We start from the raw sequence: 26,593 nt of genomic DNA, 5'->3' as shown, positions 1-26,593 counted from the left end.
CAGCGCGTGCCGATTTTGATGCACATCAAATATCCATGCGTTTGCAGCAGTATACTGGTTTTTTCCGGCGGTGATCACCGCGATGCATCTTTATATAAGCGACAGGGAATGTGCATGGCGAAATCCGTTCCGATACTCACAGTCAATACAGGGAGTTCCTCCATCCGTCTCGCGGCCTACGCCGCCACGACGGGAGCAGGAGTGGAGCTTCTGGCCGCGCAGCACGGGGAGCCGAACCACCGGAATCCGGCGGAACACGTGCGGCGATTTCTCCGGGATCACGGTCTCGCTGACATTGCACTCGTGGCCCACCGCGTGGTGCACGGCGGTGAAAAATTTCTCCAGTCGTGTCTGCTCGATGACGGCGCGGAACGCGAAATCGAGCGCCTGACACCGCTCGCGCCGCTGCACAACCCGCTGGCCCTGCGCTGGATGCGTGCTTGCCGCGCCGTGCTGGGGCCGCCGGTACCGCAGGTAGCGGTATTCGATACCGCCTTTTATGCCACCCTCCCTGAGGTGGCGCGCACCTACGCGTTGCCGCGTGACCTGGCCGCGAGGCATCGTATCCGCCGTTACGGATTTCATGGTCTTGCGCACGCCGCCATGGGACAGCGCTGGCGGTCGTTGCGGACGATGAGCGGCGGAACCGACCGTGTTATTTCACTGCAACTCGGCGCGGGATGCTCGATCACCGCCACGGAGCACGGTGCCGTCAGGGACACCTCGATGGGGTTCTCGCCGCTCGAAGGCCTGGTCATGGCGACACGCTGCGGCGATGTCGACGCGGGACTGGTCATCCACCTGCAGCGTCAGGCGGGATTATCGCCTGCGGCGACTGACCGGTTGCTGAATGAATCCTCCGGCCTGCTGGGCCTGTCCGGCATCAGCGGCGACATGCGCGTGTTGCTGGCGTCGGAAAACCCGCATGCCCGTTTGGCGGTCGACCTTTACTGTTATCGGGCGCGCAAATACATCGGCGCCTATCTCGCGGTGCTCGGAGGTGCCGATGCCATTCTATTCGGCGGCGGTGTCGGTGAGAATGCCCCGGAGATCCGAGCGCGTATCCTCGATGGCCTGGAATGGGCGGGGATCCGGCTCGATGCGGTGGAAAATGCCGCGACGCAGGGAACCGAAAATCGCATCAGCGACTCGAACAGTCATGCGGCGATTTGGGTAATCCCCGTCGATGAGGCCCCAGTGATGGTTCAGGAGGCCATGGCGGTCATGGCCAGAACAGGAGGTGTTCCATGATTCAGACTGATGCCCCCGCCAGAAAACAGACGCAAGCAGGAGAAGCCAGGCCAACAGATCCGCTTTCCTCCGAGGAATTGCGCCGAATCGACGCTTATTGGCGCGCGGCCAACTATCTGTCCGTCGGGCAGATTTACCTCCTCGACAATCCTCTGCTCAAGGGGCCGTTAACCCTCGAGCACATCAAGCCAAGATTGCTCGGCCACTGGGGCACGACGCCGGGGCTCAATTTCGTCTACGCGCACCTGAATCGCGTGATCAAGCGCGCTGATCTCGATGTCATTTACATCTGCGGCCCCGGTCACGGCGGACCCGGCCTGGTGGCCAACACCTGGCTCGAGGGAAGTTACAGCGAAGTGTATCCGAACGTTCCGCAAAATGCCGCTGGCATGAAAAAACTCTTTCAGCAGTTTTCCTTTCCCGGAGGCATCCCGAGCCACGTGGCGCCCGAGACGCCGGGGTCGATTCACGAGGGCGGGGAGCTCGGCTATGCCTTGTCACATGCCTACGGAGCGGCGCTGGACAACCCGAATCTGATCGTTGCCTGCGTGATCGGCGACGGCGAGGCCGAGACCGGTCCGCTGGCCACGGCGTGGCATTCCAACAAGTTCCTCAACCCCGTTTACGACGGGGCGGTGCTGCCGATCCTGCACCTCAATGGTTACAAGATCGCCAATCCGACGGTGTTGGCGCGCATTGGTCGCGATGAACTCGAAAGCCTGCTGCGCGGTTACGGCTACAACCCGTATTTCGTCGAGGGCGCGGACCCGCAAAACATGCACCAGCGGATGGCGCTTGTCATCGATACGATCATCGGCGAGATCAGGACGATCCAGGCCCAGGCCCGTGCGAGCGGTTCGATGATTCCGGCCCAAGGCGCTAACGAACCCGTTGTACCCCCTCAGCGGTGCGGATCCACGCTAAACGAATCCCCGACCAGTCCGATTCGCCCGCGTTGGCCGATGATCGTCCTGCGGACACCCAAGGGCTGGACCGGTCCAAAAGAGGTCGACGGCAAAAAAACGGAAGGTTCCTGGCGTTCGCATCAGGTGCCGCTCTCCGAGTTGAAAGAAAAACCCGGGCACCTGAAGCTGCTGGAACAATGGATGAAAAGCTACCGGCCGGAGGAACTCTTCGATGAACGCGGGACTCTGATCCCTGAATTGGCGAATCTGGCGCCGACCGGAGCGCGTCGCATGGGCGCCAACCCGCACGCGAACGGCGGGATCCTGCTCAAGGATCTGCGCATGCCGGATTTTCGCGAGTACGCCGTAGCGGTTCCGAAACCGGGACAGACGCGGGCGGAAGCGACACGAGTGATGGGGACCTTCCTGCGCGACGTGATGAAACACAACCTGGAACGACGCAATTTCCGCGTCATGGGTCCGGATGAAACGGCCTCGAACCGGCTCGGCGCGCTGTTCGAGGTCACCGACAGGACCTGGCTGGCCGAAACCCTGCCGGAGGACGACCACCTTTCGCCGCAGGGAAGGGTGATGGAAATCCTCTCCGAGCATACCTGTCAGGGCTGGCTCGAGGGCTACTTGCTCACCGGGCGCCATGGCCTGTTCTCCTGCTACGAGGCGTTCATTCACATCGTCGATTCGATGTTCAATCAGCACGCCAAGTGGCTGAAAGTCACGCGTGAAATTCCCTGGCGCCGACCGATCGCCTCGCTCAATTACCTGCTGACCTCGCACGTGTGGCGCCAGGATCACAACGGTTTTTCGCATCAGGACCCGGGGTTCATCGATCACGTGGTGAACAAGAAGGCGGACGTCATCCGGATATATCTCCCGCCGGACGCCAACAGTCTGCTGTACGTGACCGACAAGTGCCTGCGTTCGCGCGACTTCATCAACGTTATCGTCGCCGGCAAGCAGCCCGAGGCGCAATGGCTCGCCATGGACGCGGCCGTCGCGCATTGCACCAAGGGCATCGGCATCTGGGAGTGGGCCAGCAACGACGAGGACAGCGAACCCGACGTGGTGATGGCTTGTGCCGGTGACGTACCGACGTTGGAAACGTTGGCCGCGGTAGACCTGATGCGCATCCATCTCCCGGATCTGAAGGTGCGCGTGATCAATGTCGTGGACCTGATGACGTTGCAGCCGAAGGAAGAACATCCACACGGTCTATCGGACAAGGATTTCGATTCATTGTTCACGACCGACAAGCCGATCATCTTTGCGTATCACGGTTATCCCTGGCTGATCCACCGCCTGACGTACCGACGCACCAACCACAAAAACCTGCATGTGCGCGGATACAAGGAGGAGGGCAGCACGACGACGCCGTTCGATATGGTGGTGCGCAACGACCTGGACCGTTTTCACCTTGTGGCCGACGTCATCGACCGCGTGCCGACACTGGGATCGAATGCGGCATACGTGAAACAGCGCATGCGTGACAAGCGCATCCAGCATCGGGAATACATCACGAAGCACGGGCAGGACATGCCTGAAGTCCGGGATTGGAAATGGACCCATTGAGCGACAGCAAATGAAGCGATATTCCTGGCACGTCAAAATCGAAGACTACGCTCCGCTGATCGGCGACGAGGCGCTCGAGCGGATTCTGCACAAGGCGCACCGACTGCGCGATCTGCGCGTGTTGCATCTGAGCTCGACCTTCTATGGCGGCGGGGTGGCGGAGATGTTGTCTTCATCCACGCTGTTGGCGCGCAGCCTCGGCATCAAGGCCGACTGGCGGCTTATCCAGGGCAGCCCCGATTTTTTCAACGTGACCAAGAAAATCCACAACGCCCTGCAGGGCGCGGAGATCAATCTCACCGATCTGAAGAAAGAGGTTTATGAGGAAATCGTGGTGCAAAACGCCCTGCGGATGGACATGACGGAATACGATGTGGTGATCGTCCACGATCCACAGCCATTACCGCTCATCCATCACTACCGCCGCACCTGCCCATGGATCTGGCGCTGCCATGTCGACCTCTCGCAGCCCAACCCCGAAGTCATGGATTATCTCCGCGGTTTCATCGACGAATACAATGCCGTGATCCTGTCGCTGCCCGAGTATTCCCAACGGATCGCGCCGCCGCAGGTGTTTATCATGCCAGCCATCAATCCGTTCTCGCTCAAGAACGGAGAGCTCGACGACGCCGTGATCCGGGACCGGCTCGAGCATTACGGAATTCCCGACGACGAGCCGATCGTGGCCCAGGTCTCACGTTTCGACCGGTGGAAGGATCCGGAGGGTGTGATCCGCGCATTTCTCCTCGCGCATGAGGAGGTCGACGCCACGTTGGTGCTGCTTGGTAATGTGGCGTCCGATGACCCCGAAGGCCAGGAGGTTTTCGAATCCTTGCTGTCACACAAGGAGGAACGAATCATTATTCTTACCGCCGAGGACAGCGCGCTGGTAAACGCCTTGCAACGTCGTGCCGCCGTGGTGCTGCAGAAATCGCTGCGCGAAGGATTCGGTTTGACGGTCACGGAGGCGATGTGGAAAGGGGCCGCTGTGGTCGGCGGTAACTGCGGAGGCATCCGCCACCAGATCGAGGATGGCGTCAACGGGTATCTGGTTTCTACAGAAGAAGAAACGGTGCAACGCATCGTGCAGCTTATCCGGGATCCGGCGCAGCGGAAACAAATCGGACTTCGCGCGCGAGACACGGTTCGCCAGAGGTTTCTCATGAGCCGGTTGCTCGAGCAATATCTGGATCTTTTCAGCGCGTTCGAGGCGACGTTCTCATTGAATCATCAGCGTGTGTCCGCCTTGGGCCTACCGGTGGCCAACAAAATGTCATCTGACAACAAATCCGGCACATGAATACCAATCCATTAATGCAGATCCGGGCGCTGGGCCAGAGCATCTGGCTCGATTATATCGAACGCGCGCTACTGGTGAGCGGGAAACTCACGCACCTGATTAAGCAGGACGGGCTTGCGGGCTTGACATCGAACCCGACGATATTCGAGAAGGCCATTTCTGGCCATGAAGACTACGACGCGGACATCGCCGCACTGGCGCGCCATAGCCGGAACGTGACGGAAATATACGAGGCCATCGTCCTGGACGATATCGGTCTCGCTGCCGATCTGCTGTTGCCGGTTTACGAGCGCACGAACAAACGCGATGGTTTCGTCAGCATCGAGGTATCGCCGCACCTGGCCTACGATGCGGACCAGACGGTGCGCGAGGCGGTGCGCCTGTGGGAGCGGTTGCACCGCGCCAACATCATGATCAAGGTGCCCGCGACCGCCCAGGGCCTGCCCGCCGTGCAACGGCTCATCGCCGAGGGCATCAACGTCAATATAACCCTGCTTTTCGGCCTGAAACGCTACCGCGAGGTAATCGCCGCCTACCAATCCGGATTGGAGCAACGCTGTACCGACGGAAAACCGCTGGACACGATCGCCTCGGTCGCCAGTTTTTTTCTGAGTCGCATCGACGTGCTGGTCGACAAGCGGCTGGATGCGCTGTCCGATTCCGGCAATGACGATACCGCGGCCTCACTGCGCGGTCAGGCGGCGGTCGCGTACGCGCGCCTGGCCTATCAGATATACAAAGAATGGCTGACAACCGATCGCTGGCGCCGATTGGCTGACCACGGCGCGCGATCGCAGCGTCTGCTGTGGGCGAGCACGGGCACCAAGGATCCGGCCTACAGCGACGTAAAGTATGTCGAGGCGCTGATCGGACCGGATACGGTGAATACATTGCCGCCCGAAACGCTCGACGCCTTTCGCGACCACGGTGACCCGGCCCTGCGGCTGGAACAGGACTTGGTGCAAGCCGCCGATATTCCTATCAGACTGGCGCAGAAGAAGATCGAGCTGGAAGCCGTGGCGCAACAACTGGAAACCGAAGGAGTAAGGAAATTCGTTGAGCCGTACGACAAGCTGCTTGCCTCATTGGCACAGCGCCGCCGGCAGGTGGTGACGGAAAATTCATGAGGCGCCGCCATTCCATGCCGTTCGGCGCCGAACTCCAACCGGATGGCGCCCTGCGATTCCGTTTATGGGCCCCCGGAGCCCGGCACGTCGACCTGTGTCTGGAATTTGCGTCGAAGGAGAACATGCTTCCCATGAAACGGGATGACAATGGCTGGTACATCCTGGTAACGGATCGCGCGAAGCCAGGAACGTTTTACCGGTTTCGAATCGACAGCGATCAGCGTGTACCAGATCCCGCGTCACGTTATCAACCGAACGACATTCACGGCCCAAGCCAGGTTATCGATCCCACTGTCTGGGAGTGGACCGATAGTGATTGGCGTGGCCGCCCCTGGGAAGAGGCCGTAATTTATGAGTTGCACGTGGGAACATTTACTGAATCCGGCCGCTATGCTGGAGTGATACAGCGCCTCGATGAACTGGTCGACTTGGGCATTACGGCCATCGAACTGATGCCGTTGGCCGACTTTCCGGGCCGCCGGAACTGGGGTTACGACGGCGTATTGCCTTTTGCCCCGGACAGCTGTTACGGCCGGCCTGAAGAACTGAAAGAACTGGTGCAGGGCGCGCATCAGCGCGGCCTGATGATGTTTCTCGACGTGGTTTACAACCATTTCGGTCCTGAAGGCAATTACCTGCCTCTCTACGCTCCGTCGTTTTTCACCGACCGACACCGCACGCCCTGGGGCGCGGCGATCAACTTCGATGGCACCGACAGTCGGACGGTTCGTGATTTTTTCATTCACAATGCTTTGTATTGGTTGGAGGAATATCACTTTGACGGTTTGCGGCTGGACGCCGTTCATGCGATTGCCGATGACAGTCAACCCGACATTCTCCAGGAGATCGCCCATGCCGTGGCGACCGGCCCGGGGGCGTCGCGTCAGATTCATCTGGTGCTGGAAAATGATAACAATGCGGCAAAATATCTCGAGCGCAATTCTGCCATGCGTCCTTGCGCCTACATCGCGCAATGGAATGACGATATTCACCATGCATTGCATGTTATGACCACGGGCGAGAAGAGCGGCTATTACGAGGATTACGCCGATTCACCGGCGCACTACCTGGGACGCAGCCTGGCGGAAGGTTTTGCCTACCAGGGCGAACCATCGCGCTTTCGCCATGGTTCACCGCGCGGCGAATCATGCCGTGAATTGCCTCCGACGGCGTTTGTGTCATTCCTGCAAAACCACGACCAGATTGGAAATCGGGCCATGGGCGAACGCATCACGGATTTGGCGTCTGAGGAAGCCTTGCGGACGGCGACCGCCATTCTCCTGCTGGCTCCGTCTCCGCCCATGCTTTTCATGGGACAGGAATGGGGTGAGCGACAGCCGTTTCTGTTTTTCTGCGATTTCGGACCGGAGCTGGCCGACGCGGTGACGGAAGGGCGGCGCAAGGAGTTTGCCCGATTTCCTGAATTCACCGATGCAAAAGCGCGGACACGAATTCCTGATCCCAACGATGAGCAGACATTTACCCGATCATGTCTTGATTGGGTCGCCGCAAGAGCCGGAAAATCCCGGGTTTGGCGGCAATTTCATAAAGATTTACTCACCTTGCGAGCGCGCGATATCGTCCCACGATTGCAGGGACTCCGTGCCGGTGGCTCCAACTTTGATGTGTTCGACGCCATGGCTTTGCGCGTTCACTGGCGACTCGGAGATGACTCGCATCTGACGCTACTCGCGAATCTGGCCGAAGAGCCAGTCATCGCCCTGTCCAAACCGACAGGCCGGTTGCTGTATGCTGTGCCTGGCGAGCCTGTCTCGGTCAACGATCGTGTCCAACTGCCGCCATGGTCGGTGTCGTGGTATTGGGAGATGTCACAGGAGGACGGTAGTGACTGATGTAACCGACCTCGACGCCTTGGGGCAGCTCTGCCGGCTTTGTGGAATTGATACGGGCTATACGGACATCTGGGGGAATCAACACGCCGCCTCGGTTAAATCCCTGCAGGCATTGTTGGCGTCAATAGGAATTAATGTTGACGACGATGCCAACCTCAATACGGAACTAAAGAAACATCAACAACGGTCATGGCAGCGGATGCTGGCGCCGGTGCAGGTCGAGCGTGTTTCGACGTCTCCCATCGGCATACCCATCGTGCTTCCCTTCACCAAATCAAAAGTGGCTTTGGAATGGTCGCTTCGAACCGAGGAAGGCGGAGCATGGCGTGGCAAGACACTATCGACCGCTTTGAAATTGCTCGAACAGGCCGTTGTAGATGGAATGGGCATGGCGAGATACGTTCTCACTTTGCCGAAAAACCCGCCTGCCGGTTATCACCGGTTTGAACTTAAAAGCATTCCCGGCAAGACAGCCAGTCTTAGCCTGATTGTCGTGCCGGATAAGTGTTTTCAACCACCGGCGCTGGCTGGAGCAGGGAAGGTGTGGGGACCGGCGGTGCAGTTGTATGCCTTGCGATCCCGGCGAAATTGGGGGATAGGCGACTTTACAGACCTTCGCCGCTTGGTGGAGGATTGCCGCCAATTCGGGGCCAACATCATCGGACTTAACCCGTTGCACGCGCTTTTCCCGCATAACCCGCCGCATGCCAGCCCCTACAGCCCTTCAAGCCGTCGATTCTTGAACATACTTTATATTGATGTCGAGGCAATTCCGGAATTCGCCGAGTGCGAAGCGGCGCAGACAACCGTCGCGCATCCCGATTTTCAGGCACGGCTCCAGCCGCTGCGGAAGTCGGAATCCGTGGATTACACCGCGGTCGCGGCTGTGAAACGGCCGGTTTTGGAGCAGCTGTATCAGTATTTTCGCAAGCATGATATTGCTTCAAATACCGACCGGTCGCAGGCATTCAAGAATTTTACACAACAGCATGGCGACGCGCTTTACCGGCACGCTTTATACGAAGCCCTGCAAGAACACCTTCATGAGCAGGACTCCACAATCTGGGGTTGGCCGGTGTGGCCGGAAGTGTTTCAAAATCCACGTTCCAACGAAGTACAGCAATTTGCCACGGCACGGCGTGATCGTGTGGAATTTTTCCAGTACTTGCAGTGGCAGGCCGATATGCAGCTGGCCGCCGCGGGACGCCGCTCGCTTGAATTGGGTCTGGGCATAGGCCTGTATCAGGACTTGGCCATCAGCGTTGATCGGGCCGGTGCCGAAGTCTGGGCCAACCGGGATCTTTACGTGTCCAACGCCGTGATCGGCGCTCCTCCGGATGACTTCAATCTGCACGGCCAGAACTGGGGTCTGCCACCCTGGAATCCGGAATCGCTTATCGAATCAGCCTATGCCCCGTTCATTGAAACTTTGCGCGCCAACATGCAGCACAGCGGCGCGTTGCGCATCGACCACGTCATGGGTCTCATGCGGCTGTTCTGGGTTCCGGAAGCAGGCGCCCCGGACCATGGCACTTATGTGGGCTATCCATTTGACGACTTGATTGGAATCCTCGCACTGGAGAGTCAGCGTAACCGATGCCTTGTGATCGGCGAGGATCTTGGAACGGTGCCCGATTCAGTACGCAAATCGCTCGCGTCCCTGGGCGTTTTATCTTACCGTTTGCTGTATTTTGAAAGAGACGCGCAGGGAGATTTCAAGCCTCCTGCTTCATATCCGGATCAGGCCCTGGTGGCAATCGGCACGCACGACTTGCCGACGCTGTCCGGCTTCTGGCACGGGGACGATCTCGCCGAAAGAACCGCGCTCGGACATTTTCCATCGGAAACGGCACGCGACAGGCAGGTAATCGGCCGGGCCGAAGATCGCGCCCGCTTGCTGATCGCGCTTGAAAGGGAAAAGTTGCTGCCGGCTACCCTCACGATACATCCGGTATCGAGCCCGGACATGACGCCTGAGCTTGCCTGCGCGGTTCACGCCTATCTCGCCAATGCGTCGTCAAAAATCATGCTGGTTCAGCTCGAAGACATTTTCGGGCAGCGTAAACAGGTGAATCTTCCGGGAACCTCCAGTGAGCGTCCGAATTGGCGATATAGATTATCCGTTGATATTGAAGATTTGGCCGCAGATTCCCGCTGGCACAAACTGGCGACAATGATGCAAACGCGACGCACAACGACGCCTGCTTCAGCCAGACGCGAGCGAGCAGCGGTGATTCCGACGGCTACTTACCGACTTCAGTTTCATCGTCATTTTACTTTTTCCGATGCCACTGAGCTGGTTCCGTATCTGAAGCGGCTCGGGATCAGTCACTGTTTCGCTTCGCCACATCTCAAGGCGCGCGCAGGAAGTCTCCATGGATATGACATCGTTGACCACAATGCCCTCAATCCGGAAATCGGGAGTCGAGACGATTTCGAACGATTTGTTTCGGCCCTGCAAGAGAACGGCCTGCGACTCATACTCGATGTTGTTCCCAACCACATGGGCGTGGGAGGAGACGATAATCAGTGGTGGCAGGATGTGCTTGAGAACGGCCAGTCATCTGCCTTTGCCAATTATTTTGACATTGACTGGAATCCGCCAAAAGACGATTTGCGCGGTAAAGTATTATGTCCCGTGCTCGGCGACCATTATGGAAAATCGCTGGAGAACGCGGAAATCAAGCTGACTTTCGAAAGTGAAGCGGGGGCTTACGCGATTCGTTATTACACACATCGATTTCCCGTTGATACCCAGACGTATCCGATGATACTAACCCGCGAACTCAACCGTTTGGAGCCGGAACAGCTAGAAAAACACGCGGGCTTGCTCGATTTACAAAGTCTTATTACTGCGCTGCAGAACTTACCGGCGCGCTGGGAGACAGGCGAAGCGCGCATCAAGGAACGACGTCGTGACAAGGAAATTCACAAGCGCCGTCTTGCGCAATTGTTTCGTGACCATGCCGACATACGGAATATCATTGAAAAAAATACTATTACATTCAACGGAACCGCCGGCAATCCCGATAGTTTTGATTTGCTGCACGAATTGCTCGAAGCCCAGGCCTATCGTCTGGCGTACTGGCGGGTTGCCAGCGATGAAATCAATTACCGCCGGTTTTTTGACGTTAATGACCTGGCCGGGATACGGACTGAAGAACCCGCCGTTTTTGAGGCCACACACCGCTTAATATTTGACTTTATCGAGCAGCAAAAAGTCGATGGATTACGTATTGACCATCCAGACGGACTGTATAACCCGGCACAATATTTTGAATGGCTAAACCAGCGGTTCTCGCACTCAACCACCAGCGATGCGACGTCACCGATAACTAAATCTGTTAATACTCCAATCGCATTATCACTTTACATCGTGGCGGAAAAGATCCTTGCGAGCCACGAACGTTTGCCGGAAAACTGGAGTGTGCACGGTACCACCGGATATGATTTCACGAATCTGGTCAATGGATTATTCGTATACGGACCGGCCGAGCGTGAATTGGACAGGCTGTACCGCCGTTTCGCCGGCCCCCAACCTGATTTTGACGATCTCTTGTATGAATGCAAGAAAACCGTAATGCGTGCCTCGCTTTCGAGCGAGTTGCATGTACTGACGAATTATCTGGATCGGATTTCAGAGTCAGATCGCGATACACGCGATTTTACCGGCACTGCCCAGCGGACCGCTCTTTTCGAGGTCGTTGCCTGTTTTCCTGTCTACCGTACATATGTCACGAAGGAGCGAGTAACAGATGAAGACCGGCGCTATGTGGATTGGGCCATATCTGCAGCCAAGCGCCGTAGTCTGGCCGCCGATGTCAGTATATTCGATTTTATACGTCGTATTTTATTGCTCGAGGATCTGGAAGGCTCCGATGAGCGATACAAAAACACCGTTGCAGAATTTGCCATGCGTTTTCAGCAATACACGGCGCCGGTCATGGCGAAGGGCCTCGAAGACACGATGTTCTATAGATACAACCGCCTGGTTTCACTCAATGAGGTCGGCGGCGATCTGAAACGGTTTGCTGTATCCATGGCTGCATTTCACCATGCGAATCAGGAACGTCTGCGGCGCTGGCCGCATGCCATGCTGTGCACTTCTTCACACGACACCAAACGCAGCGAAGATGTCCGATCACGAATCAATGTCCTGTCCGAGGTCGCATCCGGGTGGCGTACACATTTAACCCGCTGGAGTCGTATTAATCGCAGCAAGAAACGGCGTCTCGATGCCGGCTGGGCGCCCGATCCCAATGATGAATATTTGATTTATCAAACATTATTAGGCATATGGCCCACAGCACCGCTCGACGATAAACACCTGGCCGAAATGCGCGAACGTATTGAAGCCTACATGCTAAAAGCGATTCGTGAGGCTAAGGCGCATACGAGTTGGATCAATCCCAACCGTGAGTACGAGGAAGGCACTGTCGCCTTTGTTCGTGCGGTACTGAACTCGCCGGAACGCAACCTGTTTCTGGATGATTTTCTGCCGTTCCAACGCCAGGTGGCCCGACTTGGACAGTTCAACAGCTTAAGTCAGACCGCCATCAAGCTTACTTGTCCTGGAGTGCCGGATATTTACCAGGGTACCGAGCTCTGGGATCTGAGTCTGGTCGACCCCGATAATCGCCGAGCCGTGAATTATTCCTTGCGGTGGGAAATGCTGAACGAGATGGAATCCTGGCATTCGCTTGATGCAAAGGCTCGTGCGAAACAGCTGGACGAACTTATGAATAATCTGGATGACGGCAGGGCAAAGTTATATCTGATTTCGGAGTTGCTGACGCTGCGCAATGCCAATCCTGAGTTATTTGCCAAAGGTAACTATCTGCCTCTTACGGTCGAAGGGCCGCGTATGGACCACGTGTGCGCCTTCGCCAGAGTAACCTCGCGGCAAACACTCATAATTGCCGCTCCTCGATGGTTTTCTCAATTAATAGGCAACGCGCATGAAGCCACATTCGATGCGTCAGTCTGGCGAGACACCTGGCTGGAGTCGCCCACACCGGAGAGAGAAACCTACTATAACGTCCTTACCGGGGAGAGGGTGCAAACTATCGTCAGAAATGGAAAACCACAGATCCCGCTTACTAAGCTTTGTGGTTTGTTCCCTACGGCAATATTGATTAATATATAATTCTAAAAACATTACCGCTGATCGATCGGACGGACGCGAGCGTCCCCGATGTAGACCTGGGAGACTCGCTGCATAGTATTCAATCCAGCATAAAGAAGATTCTTGACCTGGTAGAAAACGACGAAGTGGCGCGATCTACTTTTGAAATTGTTGCACTAAAATGCGAATGAAAACACGCGGGCTTGCCCGATTTACAAAATCTTATAACCGCTAACGGTCTCGCACTTTATTTATATTTATTAAGATCACCAGGCGTGGGCGCTGGAAACAAGTGGGTTCTCCCGTTCGTATCTGCGCCAAGAATCCCATTGCAGCGGTTCTAATCGACCACTCGTGGAAATCTCGAAAGTCTGGCTTTATCAAAATGACTCACGATTCTAGCCAACCGGCGCTTGCACGATGGCGCCAGGTAAGCGCTCGCCGAATCAGACGACGGGCAGAGAATCAATGACGGTGACACTCCATCCAGCTTTCCGGCTGATACGCCGCCGCCGAGGCGCCGGCACCGCTGCCGATAACTACCAGAGCGGGCGCAAAGCCAATGCGCGATTCTCCTGTAAAGAGCGGCTGCTCGAGTATTAGATTTCGGTAAAACGAACGCTGCGCCGGATTTTCAGATGCGGCCAGCCGTCGGTTTCGGCGTAAGGCCCGGCGAAGAACAGCAGTGGCTCGCCTTGTTGTGCCGGCTGCAATCGGATGTCGCGACTGATCGACCAGGCAATGTGATTCATCTCGAGGTTGCCGAACAGGCCGCGGGTACCGTATTTGCACGCGCAGGATGCATCCACCGGTACCCAACCGAGACCGGAGGCGAAGAACTCGGCCCAGCAGTGGTAACCGCAGAGCTCGCAGGTCTCTTGGCCCGGGGCGGGCGGTTCCAGCGCCTGGCCGAGCACGAGCCGCGCGGGAATCCCGAGCGAGCGGCATAGCGAAATGAAAAGCGCGTGGATGTCGTTGCAGTTGCCGGTTGAGCAGATGAGCGCGTGCTCGGTGCTGCCTTTCCACGACTGTTGCGCGGCATCGTAGGTCATTGTGCCCACGACGTAGTCGTAGATCCGCTGCGCTTGGTCGAGCGCATTGGTTTCCGCGCCCACGATCTCGAGCGCGAGATCGCGCGTCTTATCGTCGACCACGACGAATCGCTCGGGGCGCAGATAACGGTTGAACAATGCCGGTGTTTCGAGCGGGTGCACGCAGGCGGCATGTAGACTGTGTGCGACCGGTAAGCGCTCGATCAGAATGCGGATATGGAAGGCGGCTTCCTGCGGCAGCTCGGCCGAGAGTCGCGCATGGATCATGGCGTTGCCGTATTCGGTTTCACAACCAACAGACCAAATGCCGGGCGCCTGGGCGACAGCCATATCGAGTACGCGTTGGTAGGGCGACGTGGGGATGAGGGGACACCAGACGTCGAGCGCACGGCACGTGTTAGGGATCGCGGTCACAGTGAAGGTGTCGTTGATCTCGTACCGTTTCGCGGTACCGGCGGTGTTCACGACAGGGGCTGGACATTCGGCGATTCGAGGCATGGCGGTCTCCTTGTGGGCAGAACGTCGTATCAGATGCTGGCGTTCTGTTCGTTACTTCGGAGTTGGACGTTTAAACACGGAAAATCTTACATGCTTCGTTGAGCGTCACCGGTATTCCATCGCAATGCGCTCTTGATAGCTATACCTGAGTGAAAGGGCTTATGCACTTCTGAGCCGCATTGAGACGCGGAACAGCAAATTCGACACGGGGATAGTGGGTACGCTACTTCGTATAATGTATATTATGTTAAATAATATCTTCAGAGTTAACTAAAGATTTCGCAGCTGAAATTAACTAACGACACCATCCCCCCCTACCACCTCTCATCGTTATAAATACATGAAGTTAGAGGTATAAACAATTGTAATTACACTGTTATTTTATTGGAATGGTGCCCAAGGCCGGACTCGAACCGGCACGGAGGTTGTCCTCCAACGGATTTTAAGTCCGTTGCGTCTACCTATTCCGCCACTCGGGCATATCGAATACTGAAGACCTTAAATGGACGAGCCGGTGTAAAGAAACCGACTTCACGGAGGAAGAATTTGGAGGCTGGGGTCGGATTCGAACCGGCGTCCACGGCTTTGCAGGCCGCTGCATAACCACTCTGCTACCCAGCCATATTTTGAACAAAAAAGGGAGGACTTGCCTCCCCTTGCAATCTGGAGCGGGAAACGAGGCTCGAACTCGCGACCTCAACCTTGGCAAGGTTGCGCTCTACCAACTGAGCTATTCCCGCGTGCGGACATGCATTGTAAGCGTGGCCGCCTCGCTGTCAAGCAAACATGCTGTTATTTCCTTTTTGTTTAGTCACTTACGATTCATGGAGAAATAAATATATTTAAACTTAGACCGGACATTGGCGTGGAAATTATGCCAAGCAGTCACGGCAGGCCTACGGTTACAATTCGTATTCAACGTTTTCCCTGTATCAGCCCCTACATTCCCAAACGCAGCGGCTGCCCTTTCCGGAACAGAAAGCAAGCCTATTTATCCATAATTGAATATTCATGTTTCGCATTAGAGAGAACAGAAATCTATATGTTTAATTTACGAAAAGTTTTAATGTGATCGTGGAGAAATGAGATTAGGCCATGCGGCCTTGAGATAGATAAGCATGGACCAAAGGGTCAGAGCCGCGGCAAAATAAAGCAGAATTTCACCGATCCGAAAAATCGGCAGCCCAAATAAGGGTTTTTGCCACAGCAGGAACGGAATAGCAATCATCTGCGAGGAGGTTTTAATCTTGCCCACAAAAGACACTGCGACGTGCGAACGTTTGCCCACTTCTGACATCCATTCACGCAGTGCCGATACGGCGATCTCGCGCCCGACAATCACCAGCACCATCACGGCAAACAGGCGCAGATCCAGCACGTGCAGATGCACCTTGGGATCGGCCACCAGCATGACCAGCGCCGCCGCGACCATGAGCTTGTCGGCCACCGGGTCGAGGAAGGTTCCTAAGGGCGAAGTCTGCTCGAGTTTGCGCGCCAAGTAGCCATCCAGCCAGTCGGTGAGCGCGGCCAGGACAAACAGCCCGGTGGCGAACATGTTGGCCCACGGATGGGTCCAGTGATACGCCATGATAAACGCCGGGATCAAGGCGATGCGCAGAAACGTGAGCATATTGGGTGCGTTTAGAAGCATGTTAGGCTCACATTAACCGCAAACACCCGGTGCATACCGGTGCTTGATGGTATCCTTTAGTCAATATATCCGCTTGGCGTCGCTGCATTCTAACTAACTAATGTAAACGCTATGGATGAATTTTCTGGAGTGAGCGTCCAGGCGCCTTATTTCAAAAGCACCTCGTTTGGCAAACAGGCGTCTCCCCATTTAGGAGCTGGTGAAAAATTGATTTGAGGCGTGGTTGCGCATAGCAATGTTTCTCTTATTATTCCTCAACGTGAAACACATCATAAATCTTTTGCGCGAGCTTTGGACTGATACCCGGCACGCGTGAGAGATCTTCGACCCCGGCCCGGGCGACCTCACGCAGGCCGCCGAAGTTCTTGAGCAGTGCCTGACGGCGCCGGCCGCCGATGCCCGATATTCCCTCGAGGGCCGAAGTGGTGCGCGCCTTGCCCCGCCGCGCCCGGTGACCGGCGATGGCAAATCGATGCGCTTCGTCCCGGATTTGCTGGATCAGATGAAGCGCAGCGGATGTGGCAGGAAGCGCAATGCCCCGGCTGGATCCACTTAAAAACAGCTGCTCCCTTCCGGGTTTGCGATCGTGGCCTTTGGCCACGGCCACGAGCTTGACGCCTTCCAGCTGCAGCTCCTGCAACACAGCTTCAGTGGTGGACAGCTGGCCTTTCCCGCCGTCAATCATCAACAAATCAGGCAGCCGGCCCCCACCTTCCTTGACCTGGCGGTAGCGTCTCGTCAAAGCCTGTGTAAGCGCCCCATAATCGTCACCCGGTTCAATTGATTTAATGTTAAAACGACGATAATCCGATTTGACCGGTCCGCCTACATCGAAGACAACACAGGAGGCAACCGTCGCTTCACCCATGGTGTGGCTGACATCAAAACATTCCACGCGTTCCGGGGTTGCCTCGAGCGCCAAAGCATCACGCAGGGCGTCAAAACGGGTTCGCATATCCACTTTATCCGCCAGTTTGCGGCGGAGCGACTCATTCGCGTTGATCCTGGCCATCTGAACCCAGCGACGAGCCGACCCGCGCCGGCCAAGGGATAGTACAATTTTTTTCCCCGCCTTTTGCGAGAACACGCTTTCCAGGAGGTTTATATCGGTTATCGGCTCGTTTAGGTATATATGCGGAGGGATGGTCCGACCTCCGGTTCCGGTCTCGGAAAGATAATATTGCGGCATAAATGCAGACAGAATTTCCCCGGGATCGGTTTCAGCGCCCATTCGCGGGAAAAAGGATTTACTGCCGAGATTTTGTCCGCCTCGAATGAAGCTAACGGCCACGCAGGCTAATTCGGGCGTAACCGCCACCGCCAGCACATCGGCATCCCCTCCTCCACCGGAAACGTACTGGCGCTCCTGAATGCGCTTGAAAATGGCGATCCGGTCTCGAAAAACTGCAGCGGCTTCATAGTCCTGCTGATCCGATGCGCGTTCCATTTTCTTGATGCTTTCGCGAAGGATAGCTTGGTTGCGCCCTTCCATGAACATTATCGCTTGTTGCACGTCAGCACGATATCTTTCAGGGTCTATCATATTCACACAGGGCGCGGAACAGCGCTTGATCTGGTACTGAAGACAGGGACGCGATCGATTTCTGAAAAAACTGTCCCGGCACTGACGGACACGGAATATCTTTTGGAGCTGATTGAGCGTTTCATGTACGGCATATGCAGATGGATAAGGCCCGAAATAACGCCCCTTCTCCCTCTTGGCGCCACGATGGAAACCAATTCGAGGAAATTGCTGGCCATCTGATACGAAAATATACGGATAGCTTTTATCGTCGCGCAATAGAATGTTGTAACGTGGATGAATCGACTTGATAAGATTATTCTCCACCAACAAAGCTTCGTTTTCTGTGTGAGTCACTGTCGTTTCAATGGCCACCACTTGCTGCATCAAAGCCAAAACACGCGGCGGCAACCCGTTATCACGAAAATAACTTTGCACCCGCTTGCGCAAATTACGCGCCTTGCCAACGTAGAGCACTTCACCCTTGTTTCCAAGCATCTGATAAACACCGGGCTGCGAGGGCAGGTTTTTAAACAAATTTCTCGAAATTGAACTCATCATGTCTCGATCGTGAGCAAATGAATGGCCCTAGCCACAATCCGGTCGAACATCTCTGCGGTAAGCCGTTTGGTTTGCGTGTTGTAGCGGCTGCAGTGATATGAATCCAGCAGGTGCAATCGGCCTTCAATACAGTAGTGAGCTCCATGTGAGAAAGGGTAATTTTTGCGTTTCAAATTACATGCTTGCAACACGGCATCGTGAGCGACAGTTCCGAGGGCGAGCGTGACGCTTCCAGCTGGCATTTTTTGCAGTTCCGTTTTGAGATAAAGATTACAAGTCGCTATTTCACCAGGCAGAGGTTTGTTCCCCGGGGGAAGACATTTGACGGCATTCGTGATGCGACAGTTTTTCAATTCAAGTCCGTCTGTAGCTGATCGAGATTCCGGTCTGTCTGCGAGTCCATGACGATAGAGAGTTTCGTATAATAGGATGCCGGCATGGTCGCCGGTAAAGGGCCGACCGGTTCGGTTGGCGCCGTGCATGCCAGGTGCCAGTCCTATTATCAACAGTCGTGCCTTTGGGTCGCCAAAGGGCGGGACAGGCCGTGCATGATAGTGCGGGTACATATTGCGAACACGCGAAAGATGGCTCGCCAGGCGCGGACAGGCGAGACAATCATGATCAAATTCTGGCATCGGGGCAAATCAAAAAAATCAGAAACGGCATGCTAGCCGACATTCTGCACAAACGACAACAAAAAACGAACCGATTTATGCGCGATCAGAGTAAGGTTACGGTTGCGCGTAGTCTAGAAAAAAGTTCGTGCCAGACCGGCCGCCCCCGGAGGTGCGTTTCAATAACCAGGTCAGATCACCCGAACCATGTTGCTGCCGTAGAATATTTCCGCCATTTCATGCCGCAAGCGCTGGGTAATAACCTTGGTTTCCGGCGGGGTAATGTCGGTTTCGCGGACGCCAAACAGATAGTTATCAAGTTTGGAATCTTTCAACATCATTTTTGTATGAAATATATTTTCCTGATAAACATTTACATCAATCGCCTGATATCGTGAAAGCGTGTTTTTATCGACGAAATTTTGTATCGAGTTGATTTTATGATCGATGTAATGTTTGGTTCCCTTCACATCGCGAGTGAATCCGCGCACCCGGTAGTCAATAATGACAATATCCGACTCGAAACTGTGAATCAGGTAATTCAACGCGCGCAACGGTGAAATTTTTCCGCAGGTAGACACGTCAATGTCGGCGCGAAAAGAGGCTATGCCGTTGTCCGGATGGGATTCCGGGTAGGTATGTACGGTAATGTGGCTCTTGTCGAGATGGGCAACCACAGATTCCTTGGAAGGCTTTTCGGCATCCAAGGAAAGACTGGTCTGCACGCTGCGGTTCTGGCGGTTATGCGTGGCGTCAGGCAGCGGTCCGGGGGCTTCCGGGTTGAGCGGTTCTTCCTGGATGGGCAGTTCGGAAATCAGCATGGTGACGCTGGCGCCCTGAGGATCATAATCCTGATGAGCGATGTTCAGTACATTGGCACCGATAATGCTGGCCACTTCGGACAAAATGGTGGTCAACCGCTCGGCATTGTAAGCCTCATCGATATACGCAAGGTATTCCTGTTGTTCTTGTTCGCTGGGGGCATAGCTGATGTCGTAGATATTGAAACTCAGCGTTTTGGTGAGATTGTTGAAGCTCTCAAGCTTCATTTTTCGAAGCGGTTTAAGCAAATCCAATTCCGAGTACCCCCTGCTGACGACGGCAATGTTGTCTAACGCTTATTATCGGACATCTTCGGCACGAATCAATAATTTTGTTTACGCGAATCCGGAAACCGCCCTCACGGCATCACGATATCCCTGATCCTGTGCGAGCTGTTTGCGTAACGGGCGATCTCGACCACGCATACGCACCAGCCTCAGGTGTGAAACCGGATCATCATGCTGACTCAGGCCGGCGAGAATTCGATCAGCGCTCGGCGTATCGTTGCAGACCAGTACCATGTCGCATCCGGCCGCTAGCGCCGTTATTGCCCGTGTCACCACATCACCCGCGCTTTTTGCCGCTTCCATGGAAAGATCATCACTGAAAATGACACCCTGAAAACCCATCTGTCCCCTTAATATTCGCGTAAGCCAGGCCCGTGAAAACCCGGGAGGCAGCTCATCCACGCGGGGGAAAAGCACGTGTGCCGGCATCATGCCTTCCAGGCCGTAATGGATCATTCGTTCGAACGGGATGGCGTCTTCCGTCAGGATGTCGACCAGCGGGCGATCATCCACCGGCAAGGCCAAGTGCGAGTCCGCCGCCACGCCACCATGCCCTGGAAAATGCTTCCCGGTGGCAGCCATTCCAGCTCGGTGCATGCCGCGCATGTAGGCGTGGGCGAGATCGGCAACCGTTTCGGGATGCCTGTGAAACGCCCGGTCGCCGATAACCTGGTTCAATCCGCGGTCAAGATCGAGCACCGGTGCGAAACTGAAGTCCACTCCCGCGGTGCGTAATTCGGTTGCCATGAGCCATCCACTGGTCTCTGACAGCCGTCGGGCTCGTTTGGGATTTTCATCGTGGATGTGGCCCAGGCGCCGTATCGCGGGAAGCGCGGTGAAGCCGTCACGAAACCGCTGAATTCTGCCGCCTTCATGATCGACGGCTACCAGGAGTTCCGGTTCTCTCAAATCATGAATGTTGCTAACCAGGGCATCGAGTTGTTCGAGAGACGCATAATTTCTGGAAAACAGGATGACGCCGCCAACCAGCGGGTGCGTCAGACGTTCTCGCTCCACGGCAGACAACTTCAAGCCTTCCACATCCAGCATTACAGGGCCGAGTGGCATCGTCAGTCCCGGATATGAACCCGTGTGCCCGGCACCACACGGTCGAAAAGTTCGATAATCTCGCCATTGCGCATCTTGATGCAGCCATGCGAGCCTGGTTCGCCGATGGGGTCATCGTCAGGACAACCGTGGATGTACACGTATCGCTGCATGGTATCCACCTTTCCGAGGCGGTTTTTCCCAGGCTCGAGGCCGCACAACCAAAGGATGCGCGTCAAAATCCAGTCTCGGGCCGGAAAGGCGACGCGTAATTGAGGTGTATATATCTCGCCGGTGGGACGGCGTGACACGAATACCGTATTCGCCGGCATCCCCGCACCTATTTTTGCCCGTATGTAATGCGCACCACGCGGGGTTTTTTCGCTTCCGATCTCCTCCCCCGCCCCGTTTAGTGCTGTGGATACGGAACATTGCATGAATACACGGCCGTGAGCGTTCTTAAGCATCAACGTCTGTCTCGTGATATCCACATCGATTACGAGTTCAGTCACTGGACAGTTTAAGCGCGGACAAAGAGGGCCATGGATTCCATATGGCTGGTTTGAGGGAACATATCGACTATGCCAGCCGCCGCCAATCTGTAGCCGAGTACATGCACGAGGTATTCGCTGTCACGGGCCAGGGTCGCAGGATGGCAGGACACATAGACTATTCTTGACGGGTAAGGCGGATTGAGCCGTTTGATGGCCGCCATTGCCCCGCTCCGCGGTGGGTCAAGCAACAGCCGGTCGGCATGAAAATCAAGCCAAGGCGCCGAACCATCCGCGCGGTAAAGATCGGCGGCGATAAAATTGGCATTCGTAATGCCATTTAAAATTGCATTGCTGCGCGCGCGTTGGATGAGGCCTGGATTGGCTTCTACCCCAAGAGACCGTCTTGCCCGTTTGGCGACAGGTAGCGTGAAGTTACCCACACCGCTGAATAGGTCCAAAACCGCTTGATCTCCATTGAGATCGAGTAACTTGATAGCCTGGCTGACCATTTGGCGATTGACGGGAGCGTTGATCTGAACGAAGTCCGTGGGTCGAAATCGAATTTCTACATCGAATTCGTCTAGCCGGTAGGCCAGATCATCCGGCGATGACGGCCAGAGCGCGGTAGCCGAATCAGGGCCATTGTCTTGCAGGTATATCTGAATCCCGTGGCCATGGCCAAATGCCTTCAAACGCGCTTTGTCCTGCTCATCCAGCGGGACCAAATGCCGAAAAACAAACGCCGCATGCGCATCGCCTGAAGCAAACTCAAGCTGGGGTATCCGATTGGGACAAGACAGGCTACTGATAAGATCGCGCAAGGCCGGCAACAGGTCGGAGATTTTATTCCCCAGTACCGGACAAGTGGTTAAATCAGCGAGATAACTCCGGTGCCGCGCGCGAAATCCGACCACCACGCCGCCTTTTTTTGGAACCAGTCGGACCCCCAGACGGGCACGCCGGCGATAACCAAAAGCGGGCCCGGTAAGGGGCGATAGCCAGGTATCCGGCTGTACTTTGCCGATATGCGTTAGGTGTTCCGACAGTATCTGCTGTTTGGCCCGGATTTGGGCATCCGGTTTCAGATGTTGCAAATCGCACCCACCGCAGACGCCAAAGTGCGGACACGGTGGCGTGGTACGGTCCGGGCTGGTCTTGAGGATGTAGGCAAGACTGCCGCTATCATAATTTTTGTGACGTTTAACGAATTGAAATTCAACCAACTCACCCGGCAGCGCTCCATCGACAAATACCGTCTTTCCGTCCATCCGCGCCACGCCCCGGCCATCATAATTCAGGGAATCGATCATGACCTGGAGTAAGTCATCGCGTGGGCGGTTCGTATCGGAAGGACGGAGATGGAGTTTCATTTCGAATTCACCCATGAACGGATTCATTCACTTCCAGGCATTCAAAAATGCATTCAGATGAGGTTTATTCGTCTCATGCAACGATTTTCGAATCAGGTCGGATTCACGTTTCCAACCTGACTCGTCAAGGTTGCCGCGCATCAGTTCAAACCGCAAATAAATCAAGTAGGTATTAAGCGCGTCGGTTTCACAGTAATCGCGTATTTCGCCGATTTTTCCAGCCAGGTAGCGGTCCCACACTTCGGCGCCGTGCCGGCCCTGTTTGCCGGGCAAGCCGATCAATTGTGCCACCTCATCCAGCGGTGCCGTGGCACGCGGCTGATACCCGGCCAGCACGTCCATCAAATCCGTATGACGGGAGTGAAAGCGGCTCAGATAATTGTTCCATTTAAAATCGCGATCATTTTCACCCGTATCCCAGTATCGCGGCGCGGCAATACCATGGAACAATGCCCGATAATGCAGCACCGGGAGGTCGAATCCACTTCCATTCCAGGAAACCAAGATGGGGGTGTACCGCTCGATACCGTCAAAGAAGCGACGGACGAGTTCCGCTTCACTGGAATCAGGATCTCCCAGCGACCAGACACGCACGGCGTCATCCGTGCGCAGCACGGCAGCGATCGCTACCACGTGGTGAAGATGGTGACGCAGAAAATCGGAATCCCCGGTTTGCTCGCGCCGTTTGGAAAACATGGCTTGAGCCGCGTCCTTGTCGGTTAGTCCTTCCAGATCATAAATTTTTCGGCCGGTTGCCAAATCCGGGATAGTTTCAATATCGAAAGCGAGAACGTTCATTTTAGTCCGGAAACACACCCGTTGAGATATAACGGTCACCGCGATCGCAGATGACGGTGATTATTACCGCATTCCTCAGTTCGTTCGATAATCGCAGCGTGGCGAGTGTCGCGCCACCGGATGAAACGCCGCAGAAGATTCCCTCTTCACGCGCGAGTCTTCGCATCATGTCGATGGATTCCTGTTCTGCGACCTCCATGATGCGATCGACTCTATTCGCGTCGTAAATTTTGGGAAGATATTCCTTGGGCCAGGCCCGGATCCCCGGGATGCTGGAACCCTCCGCCGGCTGCACGCCGATTATCTGAATTGCCGGGTTTTTTTCCTTCATGAAGCGTGAAACGCCCATGATGGTTCCCGTTGTCCCCATTGAGCTGACGAAATGGGTGATTTTGCCTTCCGTGTCGCGCCAGATTTCCGGTCCGGTGCCCTCATAATGGGCCCGCGGATTGTCGGGGTTGGAAAATTGGTTGAGCACCCTGCCTTTTCCTTCGCGTTCCATCGCGTCTGCCAAATCACGCGCCCCTTCCATGCCTTGCTCCCGGGTGACATGAACAATTTCGGCACCGAAGGCTTTCATGGTGGCGCGTCGCTCGGCACTCATGTGTTCCGGCATGATCAGGATCAGGCGGTAGCCCTTTGTTGCCGCGGCCATGGCGAGCGCAATCCCGGTGTTACCGCTTGTCGCCTCGATTAGGGTGTCGCCAGGCTTGATTTCACCGCGTGCCTCGGCGTGTTTGATCATTGAAATCGCCGGTCGATCCTTCACGGACCCGGCCGGATTATTTCCTTCCAGCTTGGCCAGAATGACATTAGTGGTGTTTCCCGGCAGGCGTTGTAACCGCACCAACGGCGTGTTGCCGACAAAATCTTCCAGATATTTCATGCGCAGAATATTAACCCGCGTACGGCTGCAATGCGACTGAGGGGAAGCCCAGGGTGCGTTCCTCGCTGGCGATTGAACAATGATTCAGAGCGCCAATTCCGCCCCGGTCTCCGTGGTTTCTGCTTGCGCCTGCTCCAGATGCTCGACAATCAACTGCAGCGCGCGGTGTCCCTGGTATTCGTTTACGTCCAGCTTGTACGCTGTACGAATGCGACGGTAGGCAGGCGGCATTCCATGACGAGTACTGTTGAAGACTATGGCATCAATCGCTGTGGGATTATCCGGCAAGCGTAGTGTCAGCTTGAGGTGCTTGCCAGCGACCAAGCGCTGATTCAACACCTGGAAGTACCCGTCAAAAACCGGCTCTGGAAAGCCTTGTCCCCACGGGCCGGCGGCACGTATCTGCTCGGCAAGCGCCAGGGTCAGATCTTCGGCGCCCAGCGGGCCGTCACTGAAAATTTTCCCGGAGCAGTCGTTCTCGGTAAGATGCCGGCCAACCTCATCATTGAACGCAGCCCGAAACGCATCCAGATCCGCGCGAATCAGCGTCAAACCCGCCGCCATGGCATGACCACCAAAACGGTTCAAAAGCCGAGGATATCGGGCGGCAATGGCATCGAGTGCATCGCGAATGTGCAAGCCTGTCACAGAACGCGCAGAGCCTTTAATTTCCCTTTCACTGGATGGTGCAAAGGCAATCACCGGCCGGTGGGTGAGCTCCTTGATTCGGGACGCTACCAGACCGATTACGCCCTGATGCCAGGTTTCGTCGAAAAGGCACAAACCGCGGGGCAGTGACTGATTTCCAAGCTGTAGATTTTGAACTGCCATCAGCGCCTGGCTTTGCATATCGGCTTCGATCGCGCGCCGATCACGATTCAAAAGATCGAGCTGGCGAGCCATGCGTTGAGCGGCGGCCGGGTCATCTGCCAACAGACATTCAATCCCCAGCGACATGTCCGTAAGCCTTCCGGCGGCATTGAGCCTCGGGCCGACAATGAATCCCAGATCTGCGGTCGTCACGCGCGTGGGATCACGTCCACCCGCACGCAGGAGCGCTTCGATTCCGGGACACGCCATGCCTTGATTAATGCGCTTTAAACCCTGCGCCACCAGAATCCGATTGTTGTAATCGAGTGGCACGACATCGGCAACCGTGCCCAGAGCTACCAGATCGAGCAGTCTGGCCAGGTTAGGTGCGGCCATTTTTTCTTGTTCAAACCAGTCCATCCGGCGCAAGCAGGCGCGCAATGCCAGCATCACGTAAAAAATAACACCGACGCCTGCTAGGCATTTACTGGGGAATCCGTCATCGGGTTGGTTTGGATTAACAAGAGCCGTTGCCGCTGGCAAGACGTTTCCGGGGAGATGGTGATCCGTTACCAATACGTCGATTCCAAGTCTGCGCGCTTCGGCTACTCCCTCGACACTGGTGATGCCATTATCGACTGTGATAATCACATCCGGTTTTTCCCTGGCTGCCACTCTGACGATTTCCGGTGTCAGGCCGTATCCGAATTCAAAGCGGTTGGGCACAATGTATTTCAGGTTCGTGGCGCCCAAGGAGCGCAAGGCGCGTAATGCGACGGCACAGCTGGTGGCACCGTCAGCGTCAAAATCCGCGACAACAAGAATTCTTTTACGATGCATTAGGGCATTCGCCAGCAAGCCAACGGCCAGATCGATGCCTTTCAATCTCTCGGGAACGATCAAACAGTCAAGCGACAGGTTGAGCTCGTCAGCGGATTCAACTTTACGCGCCTGATAGAGTCGTTGTATTACCGGATGCAGATCTTCCGGAAACTTTCCATTCCCGGTTATTAAGCGACGACGGATGATCATC

17 protein-coding genes and 3 tRNA genes are annotated in these 26,593 nt (G+C 55.6%); 6 read left to right on the top strand and 14 right to left on the bottom strand.

All coding sequences use genetic code 11. The features are described from left to right. Nucleotides 1–114 precede the first annotated feature (114 nt). From WD823_RS10770 to WD823_RS10745, 6 genes are read left to right on the top strand one after another with little or no spacing between them, the layout of a single operon-like run. Complete coding sequence (locus WD823_RS10770; RefSeq protein WP_368429497.1) at nt 115–1,251, top strand: acetate/propionate family kinase; 1,137 nt, start codon at nt 115–117, stop codon at nt 1,249–1,251. Then, on the top strand, nt 1,248–3,743 hold the full coding sequence (locus WD823_RS10765; RefSeq protein ID WP_368429496.1) for a phosphoketolase: 2,496 nt from the start codon (nt 1,248–1,250) through the stop codon (nt 3,741–3,743). The genes WD823_RS10770 and WD823_RS10765 overlap by 4 nt, the downstream gene beginning before the upstream one ends. A gap of 10 nt (nt 3,744–3,753) precedes the next feature. Then, entirely contained in the window at nt 3,754–5,043 is a 1,290-nt protein-coding gene (locus WD823_RS10760; RefSeq protein WP_368429495.1) for a glycosyltransferase, read from the top strand. Further along, entirely contained in the window at nt 5,040–6,170 is a 1,131-nt protein-coding gene (gene tal / locus WD823_RS10755; protein WP_368429494.1) for a transaldolase, read from the top strand. Before WD823_RS10760 ends, tal begins: the two co-directional genes overlap by 4 nt. Next, nucleotides 6,167–8,023 carry a malto-oligosyltrehalose trehalohydrolase gene (gene treZ / locus WD823_RS10750; RefSeq protein ID WP_368429493.1) on the top strand — a complete coding sequence of 619 codons (1,857 nt, stop codon included), beginning with the start codon at nt 6,167–6,169 and terminating at the stop codon, nt 8,021–8,023. Before tal ends, treZ begins: the two co-directional genes overlap by 4 nt. Then, complete coding sequence (locus WD823_RS10745) at nt 8,016–13,169, top strand: malto-oligosyltrehalose synthase (protein ID WP_368429492.1); 5,154 nt, start codon at nt 8,016–8,018, stop codon at nt 13,167–13,169. Before treZ ends, WD823_RS10745 begins: the two co-directional genes overlap by 8 nt. Nucleotides 13,170–13,747: 578 nt before the next feature. On the opposite strand, the gene WD823_RS10740 is transcribed toward WD823_RS10745, so the two are convergent. From WD823_RS10740 to recJ, 14 genes are all read right to left on the bottom strand, one after another. Continuing rightward, the gene (locus tag WD823_RS10740; RefSeq protein ID WP_368429491.1) at nt 13,748–14,698 is read right to left on the bottom strand and encodes a transglutaminase-like domain-containing protein; all 951 of its coding nucleotides are present in this window, start codon (nt 14,696–14,698) and stop codon (nt 13,748–13,750) included. Between the two features lie 390 nt (nt 14,699–15,088). After that, nucleotides 15,089–15,177 (bottom strand) — tRNA-Leu (locus WD823_RS10735). A 68-nt stretch (nt 15,178–15,245) separates the two neighbouring features. After that, nucleotides 15,246–15,319 (bottom strand) — tRNA-Cys (locus WD823_RS10730). 43 nt (nt 15,320–15,362) lie between these two features. Beyond that, a tRNA-Gly gene (locus WD823_RS10725) sits at nt 15,363–15,438 on the bottom strand. 323 nt (nt 15,439–15,761) lie between these two features. Then, nucleotides 15,762–16,349, bottom strand: a complete 588-nt coding sequence (pgsA, locus tag WD823_RS10720; protein WP_368429490.1) for a CDP-diacylglycerol--glycerol-3-phosphate 3-phosphatidyltransferase — start codon at nt 16,347–16,349, stop codon at nt 15,762–15,764. A 247-nt stretch (nt 16,350–16,596) separates the two neighbouring features. After that, a complete protein-coding gene (gene uvrC / locus WD823_RS10715) occupies nt 16,597–18,432 on the bottom strand; it encodes an excinuclease ABC subunit UvrC (RefSeq protein ID WP_368429489.1) in 1,836 nt (611 codons plus the stop codon). Further along, nucleotides 18,429–19,067 carry a uracil-DNA glycosylase gene (locus tag WD823_RS10710; RefSeq protein ID WP_368429488.1) on the bottom strand — a complete coding sequence of 213 codons (639 nt, stop codon included), beginning with the start codon at nt 19,065–19,067 and terminating at the stop codon, nt 18,429–18,431. The genes uvrC and WD823_RS10710 overlap by 4 nt, the downstream gene beginning before the upstream one ends. Before the next feature lie 170 nt (nt 19,068–19,237). Further along, nucleotides 19,238–20,116, bottom strand: a complete 879-nt coding sequence (gene speD, locus WD823_RS10705) for an adenosylmethionine decarboxylase (RefSeq protein WP_368429487.1) — start codon at nt 20,114–20,116, stop codon at nt 19,238–19,240. Nucleotides 20,117–20,203: 87 nt separating this feature from the next. Continuing rightward, the gene (gene nagZ / locus WD823_RS10700) at nt 20,204–21,223 is read right to left on the bottom strand and encodes a beta-N-acetylhexosaminidase (RefSeq protein ID WP_368429486.1); all 1,020 of its coding nucleotides are present in this window, start codon (nt 21,221–21,223) and stop codon (nt 20,204–20,206) included. Between the two features lie 2 nt (nt 21,224–21,225). Next, nucleotides 21,226–21,714, bottom strand: coding sequence for a L,D-transpeptidase family protein (locus tag WD823_RS10695; RefSeq protein ID WP_368429485.1), 489 nt, complete (start codon nt 21,712–21,714; stop codon nt 21,226–21,228). 8 nt (nt 21,715–21,722) lie between these two features. After that, on the bottom strand, nt 21,723–23,093 hold the full coding sequence (rlmD, locus tag WD823_RS10690) for a 23S rRNA (uracil(1939)-C(5))-methyltransferase RlmD (RefSeq protein ID WP_368429484.1): 1,371 nt from the start codon (nt 23,091–23,093) through the stop codon (nt 21,723–21,725). Then, on the bottom strand, nt 23,094–23,864 hold the full coding sequence (locus WD823_RS10685; RefSeq protein WP_368429483.1) for a 3'-5' exonuclease: 771 nt from the start codon (nt 23,862–23,864) through the stop codon (nt 23,094–23,096). A gap of 1 nt (nt 23,865) precedes the next feature. Continuing rightward, on the bottom strand, nt 23,866–24,756 hold the full coding sequence (cysM, locus tag WD823_RS10680; RefSeq protein WP_368429522.1) for a cysteine synthase CysM: 891 nt from the start codon (nt 24,754–24,756) through the stop codon (nt 23,866–23,868). A 78-nt stretch (nt 24,757–24,834) separates the two neighbouring features. Continuing rightward, nucleotides 24,835–26,592 (bottom strand): single-stranded-DNA-specific exonuclease RecJ, encoded by a 1,758-nt coding sequence (recJ, locus tag WD823_RS10675; protein ID WP_368429521.1) that lies wholly within the window; start codon nt 26,590–26,592, stop codon nt 24,835–24,837. Between the last annotated feature and the right edge of the window lies 1 nt (nt 26,593).

The organism is Sulfuricaulis sp. (assembly GCF_040901545.1).
In the GTDB taxonomy this organism is placed as follows: Bacteria; Pseudomonadota; Gammaproteobacteria; order Acidiferrobacterales; family Sulfurifustaceae; genus Sulfuricaulis.
The sequence above is the reverse complement of the archived record's forward strand: the minus strand, read 5'-3'. Positions and strand labels throughout refer to the sequence as shown.